Annotated in this window: 21 protein-coding genes; 2 read left to right on the plus strand and 19 right to left on the minus strand. The window is 46.1% G+C overall.

Annotated elements, in window-relative coordinates:
* The 8 genes from FHS57_RS18460 to FHS57_RS18495 all read right to left on the minus strand — a co-directional run bounded on the left by FHS57_RS18460 (position 1) and on the right by FHS57_RS18495 (position 13,597).
* Positions 1 to 2,697, minus strand: a complete 2,697-nt coding sequence (locus tag FHS57_RS18460) for a c-type cytochrome (RefSeq protein WP_183976284.1) — start codon at positions 2,695 to 2,697, stop codon at positions 1 to 3.
* A 179-nt stretch (positions 2,698 to 2,876) separates the two neighbouring features.
* Positions 2,877 to 4,385: a RagB/SusD family nutrient uptake outer membrane protein gene (locus tag FHS57_RS18465; protein ID WP_183976286.1), complete on the minus strand. Its 1,509-nt coding sequence runs from the start codon at positions 4,383 to 4,385 to the stop codon at positions 2,877 to 2,879.
* 46 nt (positions 4,386 to 4,431) lie between these two features.
* Positions 4,432 to 7,527, minus strand: a complete 3,096-nt coding sequence (locus FHS57_RS18470; protein WP_183976287.1) for a SusC/RagA family TonB-linked outer membrane protein — start codon at positions 7,525 to 7,527, stop codon at positions 4,432 to 4,434.
* Between the two features lie 284 nt (positions 7,528 to 7,811).
* Positions 7,812 to 8,750, minus strand: coding sequence for a sugar ABC transporter substrate-binding protein (locus FHS57_RS18475; protein WP_183976288.1), 939 nt, complete (start codon positions 8,748 to 8,750; stop codon positions 7,812 to 7,814).
* A 155-nt stretch (positions 8,751 to 8,905) separates the two neighbouring features.
* Positions 8,906 to 9,850 (minus strand): ABC transporter permease, encoded by a 945-nt coding sequence (locus FHS57_RS18480; RefSeq protein WP_183976289.1) that lies wholly within the window; start codon positions 9,848 to 9,850, stop codon positions 8,906 to 8,908.
* 121 nt (positions 9,851 to 9,971) lie between these two features.
* Entirely contained in the window at positions 9,972 to 11,468 is a 1,497-nt protein-coding gene (locus tag FHS57_RS18485) for a sugar ABC transporter ATP-binding protein (RefSeq protein WP_183976290.1), read from the minus strand.
* A 106-nt stretch (positions 11,469 to 11,574) separates the two neighbouring features.
* A complete protein-coding gene (locus tag FHS57_RS18490; protein WP_183976291.1) occupies positions 11,575 to 12,030 on the minus strand; it encodes a lipocalin family protein in 456 nt (151 codons plus the stop codon).
* Positions 12,031 to 12,808: 778 nt separating this feature from the next.
* Positions 12,809 to 13,597 (minus strand): PhzF family protein, encoded by a 789-nt coding sequence (locus FHS57_RS18495; protein WP_183976292.1) that lies wholly within the window; start codon positions 13,595 to 13,597, stop codon positions 12,809 to 12,811.
* A 230-nt stretch (positions 13,598 to 13,827) separates the two neighbouring features.
* Here FHS57_RS18495 and FHS57_RS18500 point away from each other — a divergent pair, with 230 nt between their 5' ends.
* Together FHS57_RS18500 and FHS57_RS18505 are read left to right on the plus strand one after the other, a co-directional pair.
* Positions 13,828 to 14,058: a hypothetical protein gene (locus tag FHS57_RS18500; RefSeq protein ID WP_183976293.1), complete on the plus strand. Its 231-nt coding sequence runs from the start codon at positions 13,828 to 13,830 to the stop codon at positions 14,056 to 14,058.
* On the plus strand, positions 14,037 to 14,441 hold the full coding sequence (locus tag FHS57_RS18505; protein WP_183976295.1) for a type II toxin-antitoxin system VapC family toxin: 405 nt from the start codon (positions 14,037 to 14,039) through the stop codon (positions 14,439 to 14,441). Before FHS57_RS18500 ends, FHS57_RS18505 begins: the two co-directional genes overlap by 22 nt.
* A gap of 614 nt (positions 14,442 to 15,055) precedes the next feature.
* On the opposite strand, the gene FHS57_RS31680 is transcribed toward FHS57_RS18505, so the two are convergent.
* From FHS57_RS31680 to FHS57_RS18555, 11 genes are all read right to left on the minus strand, one after another.
* Positions 15,056 to 15,571: a hypothetical protein gene (locus tag FHS57_RS31680; protein WP_221225670.1), complete on the minus strand. Its 516-nt coding sequence runs from the start codon at positions 15,569 to 15,571 to the stop codon at positions 15,056 to 15,058.
* 9 nt (positions 15,572 to 15,580) lie between these two features.
* Positions 15,581 to 16,024 carry an HTH domain-containing protein gene (locus tag FHS57_RS31685; RefSeq protein ID WP_221225671.1) on the minus strand — a complete coding sequence of 148 codons (444 nt, stop codon included), beginning with the start codon at positions 16,022 to 16,024 and terminating at the stop codon, positions 15,581 to 15,583.
* Positions 16,025 to 16,077: 53 nt separating this feature from the next.
* Positions 16,078 to 16,848 (minus strand): HNH endonuclease, encoded by a 771-nt coding sequence (locus FHS57_RS18515; RefSeq protein ID WP_183976297.1) that lies wholly within the window; start codon positions 16,846 to 16,848, stop codon positions 16,078 to 16,080.
* Positions 16,849 to 17,222: 374 nt separating this feature from the next.
* The gene (locus FHS57_RS18520) at positions 17,223 to 18,383 is read right to left on the minus strand and encodes a Gfo/Idh/MocA family protein (RefSeq protein ID WP_183976299.1); all 1,161 of its coding nucleotides are present in this window, start codon (positions 18,381 to 18,383) and stop codon (positions 17,223 to 17,225) included.
* A gap of 107 nt (positions 18,384 to 18,490) precedes the next feature.
* A complete protein-coding gene (locus tag FHS57_RS18525) occupies positions 18,491 to 19,522 on the minus strand; it encodes a sugar phosphate isomerase/epimerase family protein (RefSeq protein ID WP_183976301.1) in 1,032 nt (343 codons plus the stop codon).
* 138 nt (positions 19,523 to 19,660) lie between these two features.
* A complete protein-coding gene (locus FHS57_RS18530) occupies positions 19,661 to 20,881 on the minus strand; it encodes a cupin domain-containing protein (protein ID WP_183976303.1) in 1,221 nt (406 codons plus the stop codon).
* A gap of 67 nt (positions 20,882 to 20,948) precedes the next feature.
* Positions 20,949 to 22,016 (minus strand): aldose 1-epimerase family protein, encoded by a 1,068-nt coding sequence (locus FHS57_RS18535; protein ID WP_183976304.1) that lies wholly within the window; start codon positions 22,014 to 22,016, stop codon positions 20,949 to 20,951.
* A 5-nt stretch (positions 22,017 to 22,021) separates the two neighbouring features.
* Complete coding sequence (locus FHS57_RS18540) at positions 22,022 to 22,834, minus strand: alpha/beta fold hydrolase (RefSeq protein ID WP_183976305.1); 813 nt, start codon at positions 22,832 to 22,834, stop codon at positions 22,022 to 22,024.
* 144 nt (positions 22,835 to 22,978) lie between these two features.
* Positions 22,979 to 23,806 carry a sugar phosphate isomerase/epimerase family protein gene (locus FHS57_RS18545; protein WP_183976306.1) on the minus strand — a complete coding sequence of 276 codons (828 nt, stop codon included), beginning with the start codon at positions 23,804 to 23,806 and terminating at the stop codon, positions 22,979 to 22,981.
* A gap of 11 nt (positions 23,807 to 23,817) precedes the next feature.
* A complete protein-coding gene (locus FHS57_RS18550; RefSeq protein ID WP_183976307.1) occupies positions 23,818 to 24,891 on the minus strand; it encodes a ThuA domain-containing protein in 1,074 nt (357 codons plus the stop codon).
* Between the two features lie 32 nt (positions 24,892 to 24,923).
* On the minus strand, positions 24,924 to 25,775 hold the full coding sequence (locus tag FHS57_RS18555; protein WP_028522643.1) for a sugar phosphate isomerase/epimerase family protein: 852 nt from the start codon (positions 25,773 to 25,775) through the stop codon (positions 24,924 to 24,926).
* Positions 25,776 to 25,975: the final 200 nt, after the last annotated feature.

Raw genomic sequence — 25,975 nt, forward strand, 5'->3', positions numbered from 1 at the left:
TTACTTGTCACCTGACTTTTGAGTGAAAACTGCATTTTTCTCGTTTCCACCTGCCATCAAGTACGCCATCAAGTCTTTCAATTCCTCTTCGTTCAAGCTATTGATCAAGTTTCCAAACATGATAGAAACTGGAGAATATTTGTGCGAAGCGACGTTTTTCTTGAGCAACTTCATTGTTTTCTCAGGCTCATACGGGTTTTGAGACACGTAATACGCGTTGGCATCTTCGTTGGTCAAACGACCTACAATCGACTCGCCATTTTTGAGCGTAAAGTGCGTAGCCGCGTATTGGTCTGAGATGCTCTTACTTGGGTCAATGATGGCCTCTAACATGTCTTTGGTAGAGAAACGCGTACCCAACTGCGTCAAATCAGGTCCGATACTTCCACCTTCTCCGCGCATACTGTGGCAACGGTTACAAGTGATGGCTTCGTACATGTTTTTACCGTTTTCAAAGTTACGGCCTGTCAATTTACCCTCTACTGCCGCTACAGAATTGTCCAATTTCCACTGGCGACCTGGGCCTTTTGGATAAGTTACTTTTGCAATGTCATTTCCTGATTTGCTCAATAACTCACCACCCGAGAGCTTGTCGTAATAAGCCGTCTTGCCTTCTGGTACGTTTTTCAACGCTAGTTTACGCGCACGGTCGATAAAACCAACGTAGCTACGTCCACCTTTAAAGCTAAATGCTTTGTAGAACCACTTGAAATAACGCTCGTGGAGCTCAGGAGTCCATCCTTTTTTCGCTAAACTAAGCATGGTGGCATAGTACGTCTGCTGTGCAGGAGGCATACTTTTCAACATGTCAGCAATGTCCAAACCGTATTGGGGGTTACGCATGATCAACTCAGCCGATGCGGTTGCCGTTTCACCACCTGCGGTAAGGTTCGTAGGTTGTTCTTTGGCTTCCAACAAGGCCAATGTTTTAGGGATTACACCTGGAGCTTCTAAGTAAATCAGAATTTTGCTTAATTGACGGTTTAGGTCAGAGCTGTTAGCATTAGCGGGGAAAGATGGATTCAACGCTGCGGCAATTTTTGTGCCTGTAGCAGCATCGGGAGCTCCTGTGCGCAAGAACACCAACTCGTAGGCACGCAATAAATCAATTTGTTGAGGCTCAGTCAACGACTTGAAGTTGATACTCAACAATGAATTGAGCATTGCTCCTTTTAACTCAGTTTTGTTCTGACGAGCAAGCGCGATGATGGCGTTGATAGACGTAATTGGGTCTTTTTCGCTCACAGCCTTGTCTTGCCATTCAGCTACTGGCTGATGCTCCACGGCCAAACGTGCCGCATAACGAATGAAACGATCTGGGTGTTTCAAATAAGGCCAAGCCGTTGCCACTGCTTTTGCGTTTGGCTCACCGTGGAATTTCTCCAAACTACGGCGAAGCTCGTTTTCTTTTGTAATAGCCGTTGGGGCAGGAGAGGCTGTACTTTCTGTGCCTGTGTAATAGACACGATACACATCCGACTCAAGACGACGACCACCAGTCATAAAGTACAAAGCACCGTCTGGACCAACAACACCATCCGTAAGCGGAAGCGGAATACCCGAAATAAATTCTTCGTGTTCGCCAGTGTAAGTAGAGCCAGATGGTTTGAGGTGAATGGCGTGCATAATCCCAAAGCTCCAGTCGAAGGCCAACAAAGTTTTCTTGTATTTGGCAGGGAATTTGGCATCTCTCAAGTAAACAAGGTTCGTTGGTGATCCTTGACCGATGTTCATGAGTGCAGGCATGTTGTCAGGCCAAGTAGCCGACCACTTGCTGTTACCAGTTCTCCAACCAAATTCAGTAGCGCTAGTAGCGTGGCAAATACGGGTTGGGCGGTACCAAGGCAAACCAAAATCCCATTCCATATCGGCATCATACACAAACAAATCACCTACTTCGTTGAAGGCCATGTCAAAGGCGTTACGATAACCTGCACTAATCAACTCCCAATTTTTACCTTCGGGGTCAACGTTGGCAATCCAGCCACCTGGCGCCATACGGTCGTTGGCATGGCCGCGCGGGTCTTTGATAAGCGGGAAAAGGTTATCTTCTTGCCAAGTAGCAGGCAAACGATACGCATCCATTTTAGGAACGTCGGTATGGTTTCCCGAAATGACATAAAGCGATTGCTTGTCGGGTGATAAGATAATACTGTGAGGGCCGTGTTCGCCATCGCCAGCCAGTTCTTTTAGCAAGGTAAGCTTGTCGTATTGGTCATCATTGTCAGTATCTTGCAAACGGTACAAACCACTTTTACGTGGAAATGTTTTGTTGTTTTTACTGTTGTTAATCATCACATACAAGCTATTGAACGCATACAATAGCCCGTTTGCATACCCCATTCCGACTGTATCAATTGCGGCGCTTTTCCCAATTTTTAGCGGCTCTACTTTGGGTGCTTCTGTGCTGCCAATCGGCGGTAACTCAAGACGATAGAGGGTACCGTATTGGTCAGAAGCAATCATACGACCTTTGTTGTCAAAAGTCATGGCAACCCAAGAACCTTGTTTGTTTTCGGAGGGGCTGTACAAATGCTCTGCTTTGAAACCAGGCTGAAGACGAAGCTTCTCTACCTTCGGGTTGTCGCGGCCGTTGACAGCGGGCTCCGTTTTGTTGAGGATTGTAAAAGACGCCGCTAGTGTAAACAGGGCGGAAGCCACTAGAAATGCGCGGATAGAGCGGTGTTTAGTGAACATAGGAATAGAAATATGGATACAAATTTAAGTTCAACGTTCTAATGGGTGGAATAGTAATAGTACTGTAAAAGAGAGTTTCCTATCTTATTTTACCTTAGTCTTTGAAAAATAGGCTACGTAGCCCTCCATGAATCAAAAAAACTTCGAGCCGACTGCGGCAATCGGCTCGAAGGAATTGGTTAGAAATGCGGTGTAAGAGCCGATTCTACTGCAGGTAAGCCATAGTAATCATCCAACACTGTGAAAGCGTTTGGTGGAGGTACGGCGCCTTTAGGGAAATAGTAATCTTGTGGATTTGCTTTTACCTTAGCACCGTAAGCAGTAATAACCGCTTTGGCACGTCCAGTTCTTACGAGGTCAAACCATCTTTTGTTTTCAAAAGCAAGTTCTACGCGGCGCTCTTTGAAGATGGCTTCACGCATGTCTGCTTGAGACGTAGCTGTTGTTGCCGCAAGTCCCGCACGAGTACGAACTTGGTTAAGATAAGGAGCAGCTTCGGCCGTTTTTCCTTGCTCGTTTAAGGCTTCTGCCAAGAACAAAAGCACTTCTGAATAACGATAAACAGGGATGTTTTGGCCAGTATTGTTGTGCAACGAGTGAGCACGAGCAAACTTCTTGATGTAAGGATACACCTTGTTGTCGCGTAAGCTTTGACTCAATGTAACGTAGCCAATTGAGATGTCTTTGCGCTTATCGCCAGCCTCATAGGCTGCAATCACGTCAGGAGTAGGAATATTGTTATTTTCTCCCGAAAGCGATTGTGGGTTAGACGTTCCCGTGATTGGTTGAAGTTCTGCCGCTGTGATTGGCGTAGGTACAATACGGTAAATAAAGTTACCATTGTAGCCTGCCGAACCTTCCATGTATTGAACTTCAAATACCGACTCTGCATTGTTTTTGTTGCCTGTCGTTGTCGTAAACGCATCGTTGTAATCAGGCATTAACTTGTACCCATCGTTGGTTACGACATCTTTCGCTACGGCTTCGGCATTGCTCCACTTTTTCTGGATAAGGTAAAGGTTAGCTAACAACGTTTTTGCCGTTCCTGAAGTAACACGCCCTGCCTCTTGTTTTGACTTGTTAAACAATAGCTTTGAGGCTTCAAGCGCATCTTTTTCAATTTGCGCGTACAACTGTTCAGTCGTTGCCAATGGAGAAGCAGCTTCTTCACGGGTTGCAACTGGAGTAAGGTGCATTGGTACTTTACCGAACAATTGCACCAATTGGAAATAAGCGAAAGCTCTCAAATACAACGCCTGACCTTTAAGGTTGTTTTTTGAATCAGCGTTAAAATCCACTTTGTCGATCAATGCCAAAACCTGATTGGTACGAGCGATAATTTGGTAGTCGAGGCGATAGTGCTGGAGTACGTTATCGTTGGCAGTAACCCCACTTGCAGTAGGGATGGCAAAGTCTGCTACGTTTTCAGTACCATCTACCGCTCCGAAGAGGATGTTACGGGCATAGTAGGTGTTGTCTGAGTGCATTTCCGCCAAAATCCAGTGGCGGTCGTTGTAGATAGCTCTCAAAGGTACGTAGGCTGCATTTACTGCCTGAACAAAGTCAGCTTCTTTGCTAAAGAAAGTTGCCGAACTTAATGCGGTTTCTGGAACAACGGTCAAAAAGCTCTCTTTGCAGCTCGCCAGCCCGAAACTTAGAAGGAATGCCGATATTATTATTTTTTTCATTTGTGTAAAATCAAAAGTGAATTGGAATGGAAAGTCAACCTATGGCTTAAAAGTTGAGGTTCACGCCAAGAGTGAACGTACGTGGAACAGGGTAGTTCGACAAGTCGATACCTTGGCTCAAGTTACCACCGTCGCCGTTACCGTCGCCTTGTGCACTTGTTTCTGGGTTAGGTCCACCAGTGTATTTTGTGAATACATATACTTGTTGGGCCGAAGCATAAACACGAGCAGAGCGGAAGAACTTGTTAGGGCGATTGATGTTGTAGCCCAATGTGATGTTCTTGATGGTAAAGAATGACGCATCTTGGATGAAGTGGCTACTCATCCAGTCACGCTCAATCCCTGTGTAGTTACCACCACCCACGGTTGTTCCAAACACTCCTTTTCCTGGGTTAGCTTCTGAACGCCAACGGTATTTTACCCCTTCAACTAGGTTAAATACACCATCCAAGTTGGCAGTACTGTACAAGTGACGAACCAAAAGCTGATTTCCTTGTGAGCCCGAACCTACGATTGAGAAATCCCAATCACCGTATTGCAAGTTGTTAGTGATACCGTAAGTAAATTTAGGGAATGGATTACCGATGATGGTACGGTCGTCTTTGTCACCACCGTTTGTGATTACTCCGTCGCCGTTCAAGTCAGCAAATTTGATAGTACCTGGAGCCGAACGACCTGGGATGATAGGTGAGTTCTTCACGTCTTCCGCGTTTTTGTACAAACCAATTTTCTGCATTCCGTAGAACTGACCGAAAGGCTGTCCAACTTGTGTAATGTGGAAGGTTCCGTAAACGCGGTCAATACCATCGGCAAGGGCAACAACCTTGTTGCGGTTGAAAGAAATGTTCGCATTAGTTGTCCACTTCAATCTACCTGTGGTGTTACGAGTTGTCAATGCAAATTCATGTCCCCAGAATTTGATTTCACCGATGTTGTCATTGAAGTTAGTGAAACCAGCTTCTTGTGCAATCTGAACACTATACAACAAGTTGGTGGTACGTTTTGTATAGAAGTCATACACAAACTGGATGCGGTCGTTGATTAAACCCAAATCCAACCCTAAGTCGATTTGTTTGGTGGTTTCCCAGCCTAAGTTAGGGTTAGCCAATGAAGTTACAACGGCACCTGTCGCTACGGTGTTACCAAATACCCCGTTTACGGTATTGTTTACGAGAGCATACGAAGTATAGTTACCAATGTTGTTGTTACCAATGACACCATAACTAGCTCTCACTTTAGCAAACGAAATTTTTGAGAAATTCTTCATGAATTCTTCGTCCGAAACCAACCAGCCCAATGATGCTGATGGGAAAGTACCCCAACGGTTGTTGGCACCGAAACGAGAAGAACCATCGCTACGAATCGCTGCTGTGAACAAGTATTTGCCTTTGTAGTTGTATGTCAAACGAGAAAGGAATGAAGATAATGCCCATTCGTTTACGCCGTTTGTTGTTCCACCACGGTTTACGTTAAGTGCCCCTTGGATAGTTGGAAGGCGGTCGTCGGCATAAGTATCTGCTTGAACACGTGTACTTTCTTGACGGAAACGTTGGTTGGTAAAACCGCCCAAAATCTCAAAATTGTGATCTTTGACACTTTTGGTGTACGTAATCAAGTTTTCGTTCAACCAAGTAAGGTTATCGGTGCTCTGACGAATCGACACGGCCGTTGTTGGGATAGGCACGTTGATAGCACTCGTTGCCGTCGATGGGTTGAAGAAGAAGAACTTAGAGTTCAATAACTCTGCGTTAAACGTTGACTTCAATACCAATCCTTTGATTGGTTCGTACTGTAGATAAGCGTTTGTCAATACGTTGATGTTACGCGTTTCGTTTACAAGTTCGTTAGCCGCTCTTACCCAGTTTGGATAGGCAAAAATGTTACCTGTACTTCCTGGCAATTGGTTAAACTTAGTAAGGTCGCCGTTTGCATCATAGATAGGCATGATAGGCCAAGTGTGAAGGGCGTTGAAAAGGATACCTGTTCCACGGTCACCATCCGTACGTGGCGTGTTATCAAATACGTACTGAGGTGCAAGGTTAAAACCAATCTTCACTTTGTCAGAAATACTGTAGTCGGTGTTCAAACGTACTGAATAACGCTTGTACGTGTTGTTCAACACAACCCCGTCTTGCTGGAAATAACCAGCTACTACTGCCGTATTTACGCGCTCTTTGTTAGAAGTAAGCGAAAGGTTATAGCTTTGGATAGGAGCTGTACGAAGCAATGCGCCATACCAATCGTTGTTTTTGTCGCGGTATTGAGAGGGGTTTTGGAATTCTACGGGTACAGCCTGACCTGCGTCTTCGTAGTACTCTTTCTTAAACTGAGCAAACTCTTCGGCATTCAACATCTTGATGCGTCCGCGCTCTGGTACTTTTTGAATACCTACGAACGACGTAAAGCTCACGTTCGTTTGGCCGCTTTTACCACGCTTGGTAGTGATAAGTACTACCCCGTTGGCTGCCCGCGAACCATACAATGAAGTAGAAGAGGCATCTTTCAAAATAGAAATGTCTTCGATTTCATCGGGGTTGATGGCACCAATGCTTCCTGTGATAGGGAAACCGTCAACTACGTAAAGTGGCTCGCTACCTGCTGATACCGACAACTGCCCACGAATACGAACAGACATCCCTTGTCCAGGCTTACCAGTAGTTTGGTTGATTTGTACCCCTGCTACTTGTCCTTGTAGCTTTTGTGTGATTTGTGATACGGGAATGTCTTTGATTTCTTTTGCTGTTATGGTTTGAACAGCCCCCGTTACTTCTTTTTTCGTTTGGCTACCGTATCCCACAACCACGATTTCGTTGAGGGTTTTGTCATTAACATCAAGAACGACATTGATGGTTGATTGTGAACCCACAACCACCTCTTTTGTTAGGTAGCCGATGTAACTGAATACCAACGTTGCACCACTGTTTACGTCAAGTTTGTAGTTTCCGTCGGCATCTGAGTTGGTACCACGGGTGGTGCCCTTGATGGCGACGTTTACTCCAACAAGACTTTCTCCGTCCTTGGCAGAGACTTTTCCCTTGATGGCGTTTTGGGCAAATGAGCTGGTAGCTACAAGTAATAGTAAGGCAATAATGCCTACACACAAGTTGCCTCTACCCTGAAGTAGGATAAACTTTTTTTGCATGGTGTAAAAAATTAAGTGTTTATAAATAAATAGAATGGTATCAGGACTTTAAATAATTCTACAAATCCCTGACATTATACAAATATGCTTTGTAGGGCTGAGAGAACTATCCTATGCAATCCTGTATCATTGGTATAAAAAAAGGGGATAAACCGATTTTGCATGGTTTATCCCCTTTTGGAGTTTTGTTAAATCTTTATTTGTCAGATAGTTGTCAACTTTTAGCTAATAGTGTTGATTGAAAAAATGTAATTTTGTTTGTAAAAAATATTTCTTTTACAACACTATTTTAGGAACGTTTCTACGTTTTCCTTGGTCACGAGCTGAAAGGGAATTAAGGTTTGTTTTTCAAATTTTTCCCCTTTTACAATTTTAACGGCCGTTTCGAGGGCATTGGCACCTTGCTGTTGGGCGTTTTGGAATACAGTTGCGTTGAGTGTCCCTTTTTTGACGGCTTGTAGCGCGTCTGGAATGGCATCAATACTGACCACAATGACTTTGTCTTTCCTACCAGCAGCCGTCAGGGCATTCACGGCACCCATGCCCATTTCATCGTTTTGGGCAAAAACGGCGTTGACATTTGCACCGTAGGACTGAATCCAGTTTTCCATGAGCGACATGGCCTTGGCGCGGTCCCACTCGGCCGTTTGGTGGGCAAGTAGTTTCAAATTAGGGTTCTTTTGAAAGATTTCGCGCGCGCCTTGTTCCCGTTTGATTTGGGCGGCTTGTCCCATGTAGCCGTGCATCATCAGAATGTTGCCTTTTCCGCCGAGTTTTTCCGCAATATAATTCATCGCAATCCGCGCCGATTCTACGTCGTCCGAGCCCACAAAGGCCGTGGGGGCGGCACTGGTTTCCGAATTGACATTAACAATGGGGATTTTAGCGGCCAATGCCTTGGTCACTGCGGGCGAACTGGCTTCTACTTCGCAGGGGTTCATGATAATGGCATCGACTTTCTGCGCAATGAAGCTTTCGACTTGCTCTACTTGCTTCAAGGCGGAGCGCTCGGCATCGACAACAATGAGTTCAACGCCCATTTCTTGGGCTTTTTTCTCAATTTCATCGCTTACTTTCACAATAAACTCATTTTGCATACTGAGCATCGTCACGCCAATCTTCATTTTTTTGCCACCGTTGGCTTCTTTGTTGTCGCTGCTACCTTGCCCGCAACCTACCAATAATAAAGCGCAAAGCGCCGAACCAATTAATGTACGTTTCATTCGTGTTCTGTAATGTTTATAAATAATGTCAGTGAATAATAATAACCACAAAGTACTCAAAGAATGGCACAAAGTTCACAAAGGTTCTGCGTGTGCATTGTGGGCTAGAAGCCTAATAATAAATATCACGAACGGGACGTTCGCGCTATCGGAAACTATTTCTTCTGATTCCAACTATCAAGCACAACCGCTCCAATAATAATCGCCCCCATGACCACTTGTTGGTAATACGACGTGACGTTGAGGAGGTCGAGGCCGTTGCTGATGACGCCAATCAAGAGTGCGCCGATGAGCGTTCCTGTCATCGTGCCTGTTCCGCCTGAGGTACTGGTGCCACCAATAATGGCCGCTGCGATGGCATCAAGTTCAAAACCTGCGCCTGCGTTGGGCTGTCCCGTGGTGATGCGGGCCGTAAGAAGAATTCCCGCCAAACCTGCCAAGCCGCCACACAAAGTATAAACCGCCATTTTGACTTTATTGACCCGAATTCCTGAGGCTGTTGCGGCTTGTTCGTTTCCTCCAACGGCGTAAATATACCGTCCCAACACCGTTTTTTTGAGAAGAAGTGTACAAAGGATAAAAAAGACGACCAAAATGAGAATGGGAAAGGGAATTCCTAAAACACTACCTCCGCCAATGAAATTGAACGAATCGGAAAGGTTAGAAATGGGACGGCCTTTGCTCAAAATCAAGGCCAAACCGCGCCCAATGGTCATCATTCCCAGCGTCACGATGAACGGTGGAACTTTGCTTTTGGTAATCACCAACCCATTGAGCGCACCCATGGCTACGCCCGAAAGCACGCCAACGCCGATGGGGACAATGACGGGGTAGGTATCAGGGTGGGCCAGTGAAGCTGCCACGACGCCCGTGACGGCGACCATCGAGCCCAACGAAAGGTCGATGCCACCCGTAATAATGACAAACGTGACCCCAAAGGCTAAAAGCGCATTGATAGATACTTGGGTGATGATGATGGTCCAGTTGGAGACGGTCATAAACTGTGGATTGATGACGGCCAATCCCAAGCAAATTACCACAAAAGCCCCAAATATGCCGTATTGGCCAAGGTTTTTTGAACGAGCTAAAATTGTATTCATTTTTTTGTTTCGGGTTTTCTGTTTCCTGTTTGGGGTTTTTATACCGACGTAGGAGGTATCAACTCCCTTTGCCCCTTGCTTCTTGCGTCTTGCCCTTTGCTCCTTGCCTTTTCCCCTTCGCCTATTGCATTGCAAATTTCATAATCATGTCCTGCGTGGCTTCGGTAGTGGAGAGCAGGGCGGTTTGTTTACCTTTCGACAGTACTAGAATTCGGTGGCTAAGTCCAAGAATCTCGGGTAATTCCGACGAAATCATCACGACGGCGATACCTTGCGCCGTTAGGTCGTTGATAAGTTTATAAATTTCAAACTTCGCCCCAATGTCGATGCCTCGCGTAGGTTCGTCCAGAATCACTACGTCGGGAGCAGCCTGAAGTACCTTGGCGATGACCACTTTTTGTTGGTTTCCACCGCTGAGATGGCTTACTTTTTGAGCCGCGCCCGTGGCTTTGATACGTAAGTTTTGCATCATGCGCGTGGCAACGGTTGCTTCGCTGTCGGTCATTACCCAGCCTGCTTTGGCGTGTTGCGGGAGGCTCGAAAGCGTAATATTATCCTGAATGGTCATGGCAGGAATAAAGCCTAGCCCTTTGCGGTCTTCGCTGACGTAACCAATGCCCAAGGCAATGGCTTCGGCGGGAGACTGGACGCGAACGGTTTGTCCATTGAGTTGAATTTCGCCACTATCATAACGGTCTAGTCCAAAAATAGCCCGTGCCACTTCCGTCCGACCCGCGCCCATCAAGCCTGCCAAACCCAAAACTTCGCCTTTGCGTACCTCAAACGTGATGTCAGAAAATACCCCTTGACGTGTGAGTTGTTTGACCGAAAGCACTACGTCGTCCTTGGAAGGAACGATTTCGGGAAAAAGATTGGTGATTTCGCGCCCCACCATCATCGAAATCAAGGTAGGTTGGTCGAGGTCGGAAGCGGGTTTTGTTCCGATGTATTGTCCATCACGCAAGACGGTAATGGTGTCCGAAATCTGGAAAATCTCGTCCATTTTGTGCGAAATATACAGGATTCCGACGCCTTGTTGTTTTAAGTCTTTGATGATTTTGAACAAGGTGGCCACTTCTTTGTCCGAAATGGCCGAAGTAGGCTCGTCCATGATGATGACCTTGGCGTTGTTGGAAATGGCCTTGGCGATTTCGACCATTTGCATTTCGGCCACACTCAGGTGCTTGAGCAGGGTAGTGGGGGCAATGTCCACGCCCATTTGCTGTAAAATGGCTTCGGCTTGGGCGTTGGAGTGGGCGTCGTCGAGCCAAAAAGGGAGCCAATTGGTTTTTTCACGTCCCAAAAAAATGTTTTGAGCAACGGTCAATTCGGGCACGACAAGCATTTCTTGGTGAATCATCGAAATACCGCGTTTGAGCGTTTCGTTGACGTCGGCATTTTTTAGGATCTCACTTTCCAGCCAAATTTCTCCCGAATCGGGAGAGAGCAGTCCCATCAAAATCTTCATGAAGGTGGATTTCCCCGCTCCATTTTCGCCCATGACGGCATGGACTTCGCCTTTTTTGAGGTCGAGCTGGACTTGGTCGAGGGCCTTCACGCCCACAAACGACTTAGAAAGGTTGCGTACTTGCAGTAATTGGTCAGGTTGGCGGGTCATTAGGAGGAAAGCCCTTTGGTGGAAAACAGTGTACTAAGTCAAAAAAGGGCTTTCCTTACTCGTTTTTGAGGTGAAAAGTGGGGAGTTGTTGGCAAAAATGAAGGTTTTACGGATGCTCAAACAAGAGCCGATAGACGAAACCGCCGTCGCTGTATTGGAGTTGAAGCATGTGTTCAGATAGCTCGGTGACTTTGTATTCGTACAAACCCAAGCCTGAATCGCCCGTTTTAATGTTGATTTTGAGGGTGCTGCCATCCTCGCTCAACGACCATATACCTGTATGAATGACTTGTGCGTCGTTGGGGGCGCATTTGGTCGCGCCAGCGTTGTACTCGTATTGTTTTTTAGCCGTAAAAACGTAAATGTCGTCTTTGAGGCAATTGGGCATGGCCGAAAGCCTATCTTCGTAGCGGCTACCTAGTTGGACGGTGTAAGCCGTAACGTACCACGGTTTGTCACTCAAAAAACGCTCTTTGGGTGGTAAACTGGGTTCTTTGGTGCAAGAAACCAAGGAAGCAACGAAAAGAATGCCAAAAGCGAGGGATTTGAAGGGCGTGTTCATGGGAGTTGTGTTGTTTTTTGCTCAAAACAACGACACGCTCTTTTCCCTTTCAAGCCTCAATAGACGAACAGCCATTTTCTTCGACAGACAACGATTTTCGCCCCACTTTGTTAGGGGATTGTGGGTAGTTTGAGACTTTGGGCACCGCTTTTTGGAGCTAGGCTAACATGACTAGTATTTTTAGGTCGTGGGATTTTGTGTAGCTTGTTAGCTACAATAATCCATCAAAATAAAATTGGAGAAATGAAAAAGGTCGCGAAATACCAACTGACATTATTGGAACTAGAGAACATCTTGCGGCATCACAGGATATTTGAAACCTTTGGAATCACTCAGTTGGGGGTATTTGGGTCGTTTGCCAGAGGAGAGGAAGCCTTTACTGGTCATGTTGGAATCTGTTGAAAAGGTTTTATTGTATGCTAAAGGTTTCCAAACCAGGTTGAACGCATTAAAATGTAGAATGGCTATTGATTGCTCCAGAGGAGCTACATCTTAGTAGAAAAATGAATGAAATCCCCCCAATCCCTATCTGGGCGGCCGACGTTCGGTGAAAGATGTCACCGAACGTCGGCCGCCCAGACGGGGCTTTTGGATGTTCTTTACCTCTTTTTTCTACTAAGATTTAGCCTCGCTGAGGCTACTTTTTTTAATGCGTTCAACCTGTTTCCAAACGCGACTGAGTCTTTTGATAAAAGTGATTGTAAGGTGGCACAAGAAAGTGTTTTTTACAGGCATATTGATTTTGAGCGGCTTGTGTAAATTAGGGTCGTTCTATTCACTATTCTACCCAGAAACTTCCGACCGAATAGGTCTTGGCCTGGCCGCTAATGAGGACGCGCTCTCCTTGGTCTTCGCAGTATAATTTTCCTAAACGCTCAGACACTTGTTGGGCGTAGAGCGACGTTTTCGACAACCTTTTTGCCCAAAAAGGAATCAACGAACAGTGCGCAGAACCCGTCACGGGGTCTTCTAAAATAGAGGCTTGGGGGGTAAAAAAACGAGAGACAAAGTCGCAGGTATCACCTACGGCAGTGACGATGACACCGCCTGGGTCGAGGTTTATTTGGTCAAAAAAGTGCCTGTCGATGGTGATGCTTCTGATTTGGGTTTCATTTTCGTACACCAACACGTAGTCTCGGGCTTTGTAAATTTCTTGGGGTTGGAGGTTCAACGCCGCCGAAATCACCGAGGGCAAAGTGGCGGCTACGGGCATTCGGGAAGGGAAGTCCAGTTGGTATAATTCCTGCTGCACCGACACGCGTAAATCGCCGCTCAGGGTTTCAAAAATAAGGGTGTCTTTGGGGTAGTTCAGACTAGTTTTTAGGCAATGCGCCGTAGCCAAGGTAGCGTGGCCACACAAATCCATTTCAATTTCGGGCGTAAACCATCGCAAATGAATTTTTTCGCCTTTGTCCACAAAAAAAGCGGTTTCGGCTACGGCATTTTCTTTCGCAATTTTCAGTAAAAGTTCATCGGGTAGCCACGTTTCAAGCGGCACTACGCAGGCGGGGTTTCCTCCAAAAAGAATATCGGTAAAAGCATCAACTTGATAAAGAGGCAATTTCATGGGGGGCGTTGGTTAGGGTGGAAGGGTTGTTATTTCTACCTTTTGTCATGCCGTAGGCATCTAAAACCGCTGTTTTCACGGGAGAGTCGTTATTCGCAAGATGGATGCGAGCGACTGCGTGGATATTGCGAACCTGAGTTTGAAGATATGGAGAAAATTTGTAATAACTAGTTTTTTTGTATCTTTGGTTGTTGTATTAATTGGATAGGGTAAAAAATATCAATTGAGCCATGACTGAGTTTAGAATAAGTGTAAAAAATGCCAAAACTGCTTCGGCTTTGCGTAAATTACTGAACGAGATGGATAATTTGGAGGTGGAGGAAATTGAGAATGAAAGGGTCGTGAAAGGGGAGGGCGATTTGCACGTTTTCTCCAATTTATGTGGGGCGTGGGATGACAAGACTCCAAGACTATCGGCTGATGAAATTCGTAAAACTGCATGGCAAAGAAGAATAAGATAGTAATTCTTGATAGTGGTGTGGTGTTTGACTATTTGAAGGGGAGTGAGTCGGTGAGGTCTGAAATTTTTCAAGAAATTGGGCTTAACAACACTTTTGTCAGTACCATCACAATCCTTGAAACATATTATGGTATGTTAAAAAAGGAGGAAGCAGATACCCGAGCCTTCTTTCGTCAAATTAGTCATTTCGTGATAGATAAAGAAACAAGCCAAAAAGCAATTGAGTTGATGAATGGCTACAGAAGCCAAAAAATTGGTTTGCCTGATTGCCTTATTGCTGCTACCTGCATCGTGAATAATGCACAACTCTTCACATACAATACTCAAGATTTCGACTATATCGAGGGAGTGAAGCTGTATAAGCCTAAAAAGAGAAATAGATAATAAAATATGTCATCTTAGGTTTACAGTAAGAGAATATAATTTTTTCAGTCGGAAGTCATGCGGTTTTGTCATTGGGTATTTAAGCTGTTCGGCATGTTTAGTACCTCTCACCCAATGTCATGCCGTAGGTATCTAAAATCGCTGTTTATTTGAAGATGAGTGCGGAATGTGAGATACAATTTATGTTGGAAGCCTTTTGATAGTCGTCATGGCTTGGGCTGCCCCGTCTGAGTAATTGCGGGGAGTCGTGGCATCCTATTCTCCCAATTAGCGTTAATTAGGCTAGTCTATTAGCTGAATTAGCGTTAATTTGGAGAATGACAAAGTAAAACGCAATGGCTCACAGAAATTCCTACGAAATCAACTGGCCTTCCTAGCCCTCATCGTTTCTTTTTGTCATGCCGTAGGCATAGATTATCGGCTGATGAAATTCGTAAAACTGCATGGAATAATAATCATTGTCATGCCGTAGGCATCTAAAACCGCCGCGTTTTTGAAAATTATGATACACATGTCATGTGGGAACGTGCAATTCAGGGATTAGAATTAGAAGCCTTTTAATAGTCGTCACGGCTTGGGCCGCCCCCGTCACAGATGCTAGTTAGGGCGGGGTGTTAGATATTATTGATTCCTTTGTCATGAATGTATTTTACCAATTCGTCCATTTTTAAAACTTTATCATATTGGCTTTTTACTTTTCCAAGTTTACAATCTTCCGTAATTAATTTTAAAAAATCATTAAAATCTGTATTTTCATTTGCCAATCGGTTGACGGTATCCCAGTCAATTTCTTGGTTAATTTTTGAAGGAAATAGTATTTCACTTTCAAAAATATTCTCAGAATTGAGTTGGATTATACCAATTCCAAAAGCGTTATTAAGACGCCTAACTTCATCTTTAAAAGTCGGGTCATCATCGATGTTTAGGGTGACTAGATAGCCCTCATTGGCCCAGCTCGAATTTGAAACAGCTTGGAAGTAAGACTGTCTTAAATTCCCGAAGTTTAAAGTGACCTTTAACTCAAAAGAGAATAATTTTATAGAGGTGATGGATAACTGATTTTGGATTTCAAGAGTTTCGGGTTTATAATCACGAAATGGGAAATAAACCCCCACCAAACCAGGATGCAACCACTCATTTTACCCCTTAATTGCTTTGGTTGAAATTTCGTGAAAAATAGTCTTTAGATTTGCTTTAAAATGACTAGCACCATAGGCATAAGAAACCAATAAAGGATGTAAGTCTCGCTCGTTGAATCTTTTGGTTTCGATTTTGTCTTTTTGGGCAATTTCGGTATCCTTTTGTTTCTGGACTTTTTGAAGATCTACCTGATTTTTGAGACGTCTTAAAAAAAACTGAGCAGGCCGTTCACTGGTTTGAATAACCATTGAGTTTTCTGCGTTATTGTTTATGTCAGTGTAGCAATAGGCGGCGATGGTCGCCCAAGGAGTTTTGCCTGTGGTTGTAAAATCGCCTAACGTGCCAAGTTCATTGGCTTTGTCCCAAATTTCTTTTGCCGAAAGCGGTGTTCCAACTTTTTCAATCGTTTTATCTATTACGTCCCAAAAGGTTGTTTTTGCCATTTATTTATAGGGGTCTTTAAATGTAAAAATAGAGGCTAGAAGTCTTTCAATCGCTATATTTTAAATCGTTCTTCGTTATGATATTTCAAAAATTCAACGTCAGGTAAAAAACGTGAAGGAAGATTAATGGGTTGATTGTCAAACTTACCAATGAAATCAAAAGTATGTTGATTTTTGTCTTTTAGTATTAATGGTGAAACTTTTACCTTATAATCAGGGGTAATTGTAATATATCCTGCTTCAAATGCTTTGTCGTGTAAAGCGTTTATTGCTATTCCATTTCTTGGATTTAGCCTGTTCTTTTCATCAATTCCCCACGGACGAATGTGGCCTGCTATTAAAAACTCAGGTTTATTAATTCCTGTAATACAGCAAGTATTATTGTACGCGGCTAGTATTGACCTTCTAAAAAATGATTGGTTAACTCTTACCTTTACTACTTGCTCCCTTGTCTTTCCTTCTTTTAGTAGAGCATCTTCAGGAATCTCGTATAATTTTTCAACAGTTGTATGTTCAAATTGTGCTAACAATTTTTCGCTCTCATAGGGGAGTACATCCCAATTGTTGAAAAATTCATTCCAAATTTCATTATCGGCTTTACTTGCATTAGAAGCACCTTTTATACCTCTTGTTTTTAGACTTGGGTCTAAACTGGCAAAGTTTACTAATTTATATGCTACTGAACTTGGCGTTCTATTTATCAGGTTGGCAAGATTTATTACTTCTGAATTTAATCGATGCAAACGGCCAAAGGGTAGTGTGCAATACAAATTAATTGCCAATATTAATTCATCTCTTGTCCATAGTCTTTGCCCTTGTTTCATAATAAAGCTCCATTATCAAACTCTTCATCATATTGCATTTCAAACTCATGCACACATTTTATATTGATACACTTATGGATTTGAGTTTGATATTTTATTTGGGATAGTTCTAATATAATCTCTGACCTTGAACCACAATTTGGGCAAGTTACTGGCTGGTCAGAATAGATAAAAATCTCAGGGAAGGATTTCATTAGGAAGCAATGTTGGTCAAATTAGTAATTGCTTGAAAATCCTAAATGTAGAAAATTATTCAGAAGAATTAAAAAAACAGGGTTCTTTGACCGTAGAAACAATAATAAAACCCGATAAGTACAAAACTCGAATTTTTGTAAACCTTTCCAAGGTTCAAAACCTTGGAAAGGTTAGAATGATTACCCAATCGCCTCAGCACCCGTATCTTTCCAGCTACGAGAGTTGGCCGATTCAATGACCGCTTCGCATACTTTTTGAGTTTGGAGCGCGTCTCTGAACGTTGGGCCGCAAGGTGAACCGTCTTCGAGGCTTTTCAAGAAATCGGCTACTTGGTGGATAAAGCTGTGCTCGTATCCGATACCGCAGCCAGGAATCCACCAACGGTTCATGTACGGTTGGTCGCCGTCGGTAACGTGGATGGAGCGCCAGCCGCGTACGATAGATTCGTCCTTGTGGTCGAAGTATTCGAGGCGGTTCAAATCGTGCAAATCCCAACGAATCGAAGCGTGTTCGCCGTTGATTTCAAACGTATAAAGGGCTTTGTGGCCGCGTGCATAGCGCGTTGACTCAAACAAGCCCAACGAACCATTGGCAAAATGACAGTGGAAAAGACAAGCGTCGTCGATGCCCACAGGCTCTACCTTGCCCGTAAGCTGGTGCATACGCTCTTTGACGAAGGTTTCGGTCATAGCCGAAACGTCGGTGATGGCGCCGTTGAGCCACATTGCGGTGTCGATACAGTGCGCTAATAAGTCGCCCGTTACGCCCGAACCCGCCGAGGATACGTCCATGCGCCACAGCCCCGTTCCTCCTTGCGGTAGATCGGCGTTGATGGTCCAGTCTTGTAGGAAGTTGGCGCGGTAGTGAAAAATCTTGCCCAATTTCCCCGAATCAATGATTTGTTTGGCCAACGTCACGGCAGGAATCCGACGGTAGTTGTACCAAACGGTGGTTTTAACGCCCGCTTTTTCGGCTGCTTCCACCATGGTTTCGCCTTCGGCCAAGGTGCGTGCAAGTGGTTTTTCGCAAAGAATCATTTTGCCCGCTGCCGCTGCTGCCAACGCGATTTCGGCGTGGCTGTCGTTGGGCGTACAAATATCAACCGCGTCGATGTCATCGCGGGCAATCAATGCTTTCCAGTCGGTTTCGTACGATTCAAAACCCCACTGCTCGGCAAATGCCTGCACATTTTGAGGGTTACGTGAACACACCGCTTTCAAAACGGGGCGGTACTCCAATTCTGGGAAGAAATTGGCAATTCGATTATATCCGTTGGCGTGGGTACGGCCCATCAAACCCGTCCCAACTAATCCGATTCTGATTTCTTTTTTAGCTGACATAGTTTTATAGTATTTTGAACCCCACCTCCTGTCCTCCTCCCCTGTGAGGGAGGAGGTAACTCTACCCCTCCCTCACAGGGGAGGGGCAGGGGTGGGGTTAAGTTAATTTATTCTACCCATCCGTGTGCTTTGCGAACCTTAATCATGGCCGCGAGGATGTCGTTCCACGTTTGTTGGTTGTTCATGACCGCGTTCGGGAACATACAGCCATCCCAGCAAATGTGCTTGAATGCCTTGGTCAACTCACCGCTTTCGTTGCGAAGCCAAAGTCCCGCGTCGTTGGTGATGTCGAGTTTACCGTTCGGGTCGGTGGCTTGGCAGTGGCGACCCGTTTTGTCGTGTGAGCCTGAACCAAACACGGTGCCGTCGTTTTGGGCAACGTGGAAGTCGATGGTCCACGGACGCAAGGCGGCGGTCAATTTGCGCAAACCTTCGAGGAAGGTTTCGCGGTCGCCCCATTGGAAATCTTCGGGCAACACGCGGTGTTCTGGCGCATTGTAACCCAACAAATACAAAGTCGTGTGCGACATATCGGCTTGGAAACCAATATTTTTGCGGTCAACGGCCTCTAGCGTGTCGAGCATGTATTTCCACGAGTGCATCCCGCCCCAGCAGATTTCTCCTTCGGCGGCTAGGCTTTCACCAAAATCAGCGGCTACGTCGCAGGCTTCGCGGAACGTTTGGGCAATGAGCTTGGTGTTTCCTGCGGGGTCAAGTGCCCAATCGTGCGGGCTACTTGCTGAGTCGATACGAACAATGCCGTTCGGACGCAGTCCCCACTCGCGGAGTTTTTGACCGATGTGGCATGATTTACGCACCATTTCCACAAATTCGGCACGTTGTTCTTTGGTACCCATCGCAGGGCCACCCCAGATAGGTGCCACCAAGCTACCTACTTCGAGGCCGTGCTTGGCTACTTTGTCGGCGAGGCGCTTGATGCCGTCGTCCGATATATCGAGGTCGTAGTGAGGGTCAAAAAGACCAACGTCCACGCCGTCAAATTTTACGCCGTCCACTTCTGCTGCCGCAGTCATTTCGAGCATGGTGTCAAATGCGATTGCAGGCTCTGAATCTGGGCCTTTACCCACAATCCCAGGCCAAGTGGCATTGTGGAGTTTTGGAAAATTGTTTTCTGCCATTGTTAGAAAAGGTTTAATTTTGGTAAACCTGTAAGGTTTTCAAAACCTTACAGGTTTGATTAGTTTGCATTTAAAACGTATGAATAGAACCTAAAACCTATAAGATTTCAAAAACCTTATAGGTTTAGGGTAGTTTAATTACTTCACTACGACCAAATCAGGGTTATTAGGCCCGAAGTGCTTCAACATCACGATCGGATCCGTTGACGAGTAGTTGGTGATGGTAACACCTGCTTTCGCTGCGTTTTCAGTGACAAAAAACTCGTCGTTGGTCAATTGTCCGTAACGAATCAAGGCAGGAGTTTCGATGTTCCACACGCCCATTTTACCGTGTCCTTGCATCATGATTAAGCCGTACGCCGCGTTGTCGGTGATGGTGACAGTAGCGCCTGGCAAAACGGTTAGTTCTTTGGCACTGTATGCCTCAGATCGGTAACAAATCCAGTTTTCTACGTATCCTTGGGCTTGCATTTCTTCCAACGGATGCACGGGTCTAGGCATCATAAAGTGATTGGCGGCAAAATTGGGGTCAACATTGGCTTCCCAGTCAATCACCGAAACCAACTCATCATAATCACCCATTTTGTCTTGTGGTGTGCCATTCCAAAGCAATTCTTCTGGTACAATTGCTTCATTCACAAGGCTTTGGTACATGGCAAAAATATCGGAAGCCTTTTGTGGCTCGTAGGTGCACAAGCTACCTGGCGCGTGCAAAATTCCTGGAGGCACGTCCCAGCCTGTGCCTGGTTCTAATTTATAAGCCGACGAGAAATTGGTGATTTTGTTGTCACCTTTATTGAAGTCCATCAAGCATTGCTTGATTTGTTCTTTGGTGGTACCTGGCGTAATTCCGAAGAAAGTATAGGGGAAATCACCACCGTGGTTGTTGAGTTGAGGAGGGAAATAATAGGCTTCGGGTTTACCATTTTGCCCTACCAAAGCCGCCTTTTCGTCGTTGTGGTGGATATGGTGCGGTAGTGGCCCCATGTTGTCAAAGAATTTTGAATACATCGGCCAGCTTTGGTATTCGTCCCAAAGACGGTCGCCAACGATTTCGCCTTTTAATTCTTCAATGACGTCTTTCAACAACACTTGTTCGGTTTGTCCACCTTCTTCAAACACCACTTTGCTCAAACCTTCGTGTTCGCCCGTAAGTGGGCCGTTTTTGGCTGGGGTGGTAGAAGAAAGCCAACGCTCGTCGATACCACCACGAACACCACCTAATACATAATAATCGTCGGGGTGAAGTTTGATACGACGACCAGGAACGCAAAATGAGCGCGGAACCCACGTGGGGGCTAAACGTAAAATACCTTGTCCTTGCTCTAACGCTTTTGCTGCTATACTTGAATTTGCCATTTTTTCAGGGGGTGCAATTGCACTTGTTAAGAGTTAATTAATGAAAGTTGTGTGTGTATAATTAGGGTTAACCAACAAAGTCGCGAAGCGCGGCGGAGTCGGTAATGATTTCAATTTCAAGGGTGTAACTGCGCTTTTCTCCTGGCGCTAGTTCAATGAGCGTTTGTTGTGCTCGTGCCGCCGCTTGCCCAATCGGAGGGTGGGTGCCAGGTTCTAAGCCTGTGACGTACTCGCCTTTGCCCCAGTGCTGCCAGTTGGTGAGCCAAGGCAGTTGAGCTTTGGGAAAACGAACTGCTACGGCAAAACCGAGCGCTTCGTTGTAAACTCCGCAGCTTGCTTGTCCGTTGGCGTCAGCGTCGATGTCGATAAAGGCGGCCTCTTCGCCAAAACCACTGTGGGCTTCGAGCGGCGCGGGACAGCGGCGAAAATCGTTGTCGTTATTAAAAATAGGATTTTGCGGATTGCCATCGCGCGATTGCCATTTGCCTTGCCACACCAAGCGCGCTCCTTCGTCCACCAGTGGCCAACCAAAGTTGCAGTGGTAAAGTAACATGTGCGGAGCGGGAGTATTGGCGCGGTTGATGACTTCGTCGTGGATTTTGATGGTCGGTTGTCCGAGCGTTCCCGAAATCGTCCGACGCAGTTCTAACACGGGGCCAAAAACGCGGGCTTGTTTGATAATCCCCGTAATGCTCATGTCCAACATGCCCGCCGCAGGGTCGGGCTGAACGATGGATTCAATTTCGGCGGGAATATTGCTGATTTCGCCGTGAAGACCGCGCTGACCGTATTCGTCCGACTCAGGTCCACCGACGTGGCTCAAGCCGCACGTGGTAACTAAACCTCCGCCGAACGTCCGAAGCCAATCAATGCCACCGTCCGAAAAAGGCTGAGGCGGCGTAACGCCCGCATGACTCAACCAAGCCAAGCCGTGTTGGTTGTAGAACGCCTCGGCGATGTCCATGGCACGGTCAAGCACCACTTTGTACCGCAAACCCGTTCCCGTATTTATCCACGCAATGCGTGTACCACGTCCTGCGCCGTTGTCGAGTACGGAGGTTTCGATGCCTCCCCACTGCGCCGCGTGCGACAGTTTGTTGGTCCAAGGTTGCGTGTTTGTTTCGTTTGTGTTCATAAATATTACGTATGCTGACTTAACCAATTCTTCACCCGTGGGTTAAAGTCGTCCAAGTGCTCAAAATGGAAAATATGTCCCGCTTTTTCGTACAAATACAATTCAGCGTTAGGAATCGCATTGGTCACTTCTTCGGCCATCCAAACGGGCGTAAAGATGTCTTCGCGGCCACCAATCACAAGCGTCGGTTGTGTAACGTTCGGCAAATCGGCCAAGGCATTGTGCGAAATACAGGCGGCGGCTTGTCCTTCCAATCCGTGCAACGGCTGAGGGAACGGGTCGAGGCCCGCTTGGGCGCGTCCTGCTTCCAAGTCTGCCGCGATGGCTTCGTTGTCCCACGACGATTTTGAATAAATCAATTGCTGAATGTACAAGCTAAATTCCTCGGGACGGAAGCGCGCTTTGCAGTGCATCATGTGGGTAAAAATGGCTTTGGCCGCGTTGTCGCAGCGTGCCCACGGACACATCAGTACCAGCGAACGTACCTTTTTGGGGTGACGAACGGCGAGTTGTTGCGCAATCGTGCTTCCCATTGAGCAGCCCACAACGTGCACATTGTCCAGACCTAACGCGTCGAGCAGCCCCGCATAATCATCGGCCATTTGGGCGGTAGAATAGGGGCCTTGTGGCTTGTCGGTTTTGCCTACGCCACGGTTGTCACCAATGATGCACCGAAAATCGGTTGCCCAGTACGAGGCGTGGGGCTCCCACACACCGCCTGCTGCCGTGATTCCCATGATGAGGAGCAACGGCTCGGCGTTGGCCGCACCCCGTTCTTCGTAGTAAAAATTGATACCGTTGGTTTGAACAAAAGGCATATCGTTGACGATTGGTTACGAGACTTTGCTTTTTTACCACATAGCTCACAGAGATTTTTCACATAGAAAACCTAGGAGGATTTAGCTATCTGTGATTCTATGTGTTAATTCTATTGTGCTCTATGTGGTTAAATCAGTTTAAAGTTATTTTAGATTGGGGATTAAATCGTTTAAAATCCAACGTCCGTCGTGGAGGGTCACAAAATCGGGGTCGTCGAGGGCTTCTTCGCCTTCGTCTTCGCAGATAATCCAACCCGAATAATTGATGTCTTTCAACCACTGCGTAACGCCGAGCAAATCCACTTTTCCGCGTCCCATCAACGTAAATTCAGGATTCCCGTCCCAGTCTTTGTAGTGAACGTGGTTGATAAGCGGGGCGTATTCTTTCATTTTGGCGAGCGGGTCCATGTCACCATTGATAATGTGACCCACGTCTGGCGTCCAGCCCGTCACGGTAGCATCCAACGACTCCAACACGATTTTGTAATCTTCTTCAGTGCGGATGATGGACGAATGCGGCGAATTGGGGTGAAAACTGCAAGGAACGCCCAAGGCATTGGCGCGGGCCGAAACGGTGTTGACAATATTCACCAAGCTTTTCTGACGCGCAGCTAAGTCGTGGCGACCCGTCGGAATTTGTACAGTATTTAAAACCGCTCCAGGAAAACGTTGCAACAAAGCGATGGCGTTGTCGGCGATGCGGCGTTCGTCTTCGCTTTCTCCGTTACCGTTCCACTCCAAGGCCAGCGCCACGGCGGCTAGTTCGATGCCTTGTTCTTTCAATTTAGCTTCCAACAGGTCGGGGTTTACCAAATCGCCCATCCACGTAAAAATGGGCTGAATTCCCGTAAAACCTGCTTTAGAAATAATTTCAATCATGTGGCCCAAACGCCCTTGGTGGGTGGTGCCGTTTCCGCTCATAAACCAAGTATAAACCTCAGAACCGAAACGAAAAGGAAGTGATGCTGACATAAAATGATGGGTTATTTTTTCTTGAATAGTTCACCTGGCATGATTAGCGAATTCCAATCGGCCAAATCGGCTGGTTTTACTTTTGTTTTGTAACCGTCAAAATTGAATGGGGTTGGCTGGTAAGGGCCGACAAATTCAATGGGATTGTTGGCTTTGATTTCTTGCTCCATGCCTATTGCCCAAAGGGCGGCGTTGATTGCCATGCGACGGAATCCTTCATTCAATAAATCTTCAGAAGCTCCGTGGGTGGTAGTAAAAGCACGCCCCGTTGGCCCAGAATCGACTGAATAGTTTTTAATCCACGCAACAGGAAGCAACTCTTTGGTAGGGTCGGGTTCGGAAGTGGGCGTCATGCCATTAAGCACTTGCCCACGTGCCAAAGTGGTAGCTCCGTTGGGATAGGCGGTATAGCCACCCGACTGCACCCAAACGTCTTTGACACCGCGCAAAATAGGATGTTGTTTTTGGGCGTCTTCCAACAGTAGTTTTGAGGATTGTTTGTGGTTGGTGCCGTAGTGAGACACCCATGTTTCTCCCAACACCAATTCACCAAAACCGTCTTTCCACGCACTTTTCTCCCCTTTGTAGTTCCACGAATAATGCTCCCATTTGGCATTGCCTTTGTTGTTAAAAGCATGGGTAGATGTCCGAAAAGCAACAATAGGGCCTCCGCGACGAATGTAAGCGTCGAAGTGCTGCATTTCTTCGTCATCGAAATTAGAAAAGCGGGTAAACAACACCATCAAATCGGCCTTGTCCAACGCCGCCAATCCTTTGAGGTTGGAGCTGCCTGGTAAAATGTATCCGTTGTCGTCAAGTCCAAAAATAACCGTGCAAGTAAACCCGTAGCGTTTGGCCAAAATACGGGCCAAGGCAGGCAACGACTCTTCGCTGCGGTATTCGTGGTCGGTGGTAATAAAAACAATATTTTTTCCTCGCCCTGGGCCTTTTTCTCCCTTATAAACAATTTGGTAGGCCGACATTGGATGCGGGCCTTTGGCTGAGCGAGTGGGTTTGTCGAAGGTGAACCCAAATGCGCCGAAAAGCAAGCTGCACCAAACTATCAAAAGACCGCTTTTTTTCATAGTAAATAGCGTTTCAGGGCATTGTTTTTTAATTACAAATTATGCTTAATAGACATTTCTCGAATAAACGTCAGACCGTTTTCGGCAATGTGCCAAGGGTCGTTGTATTCGCGCCATACCCCAATCGCATTGGCAAAATCAGGGTCGTTACGAGAAAATGCTTCAATCGTCAACCAGCCTTTGTAGCCAACCGCCGCCAGTCCCGCAAACGCATTGTCCCAAGGAATGTGGCCATCGCCTGGTGTGCCACGGTCGTTTTCGCTAATGTGGACGTGACTCAAGTAAGGTGCGATGGTACGAATGGCCGACTCGTATTTTTTCTCTTCGATGTTGGCATGGTGCGTGTCGAACATGGCCCGTACGTTGGGGTGGTTGGTCAATTGCACCAAGTTGGCAAGGTGCTCCATCGTATTGCAGAGGTAGCACTCAAAACGATTGAGCGCTTCGGGCGCAAGAATTAAATTGGCTTGCGCGGCGTATTCGCCCGCGGCATGAAGTACTTCAGCGGCGCGCGCAAATTCATCTGCGGAAGCTGGACGAGACACAAAATGCGCGTGGGCTGAGTGAAAAGGTCCGCAAAGAACTTCGGCGTTTAAGTCGTGCGCGCGGTCAATCACCCACTTGAGTTGGTCGAGGGCTTGGGCACGTACCGTCGCCGATTCGCTCACGGGATTGGTATCGGGGCTAACCACCGTTACGGCTGTTACGCCTAAACCTAGTTCGCGCGAGCGATTTCCTACACGTTTGTAAGCGTCTTCGTCGGGAGCGCCAATAAAATATTCGACGCCGTCGTAGCCAATTTCTTTGAGGCGTTCGATGATAGGAAATAATTCGTCAGACATTCCCGCCGACCAAGCCAATACATTAAAGCCAATTTTATTCATAATTCTTTTTGAGCAGTTTTTTGTCTGTGTAATCGCAGGTTGAACGCATTAAAATAAAATGTGACTATTTATTGCTCCAGAGGAGCCAAATCTTCGTAGAATTTTACATTTTTCTACAAAGGTTTTGCCTCTCCGAGGCTCTTTTTTTAATGCGTTTAACCTGGTGTAATCGTTAACTGTTATTTGTATAACTGTTATCT

This window comes from Runella defluvii (genome assembly GCF_014195535.1).
Lineage (GTDB): Bacteria > Bacteroidota > Bacteroidia > Cytophagales > Spirosomataceae > Runella > Runella defluvii.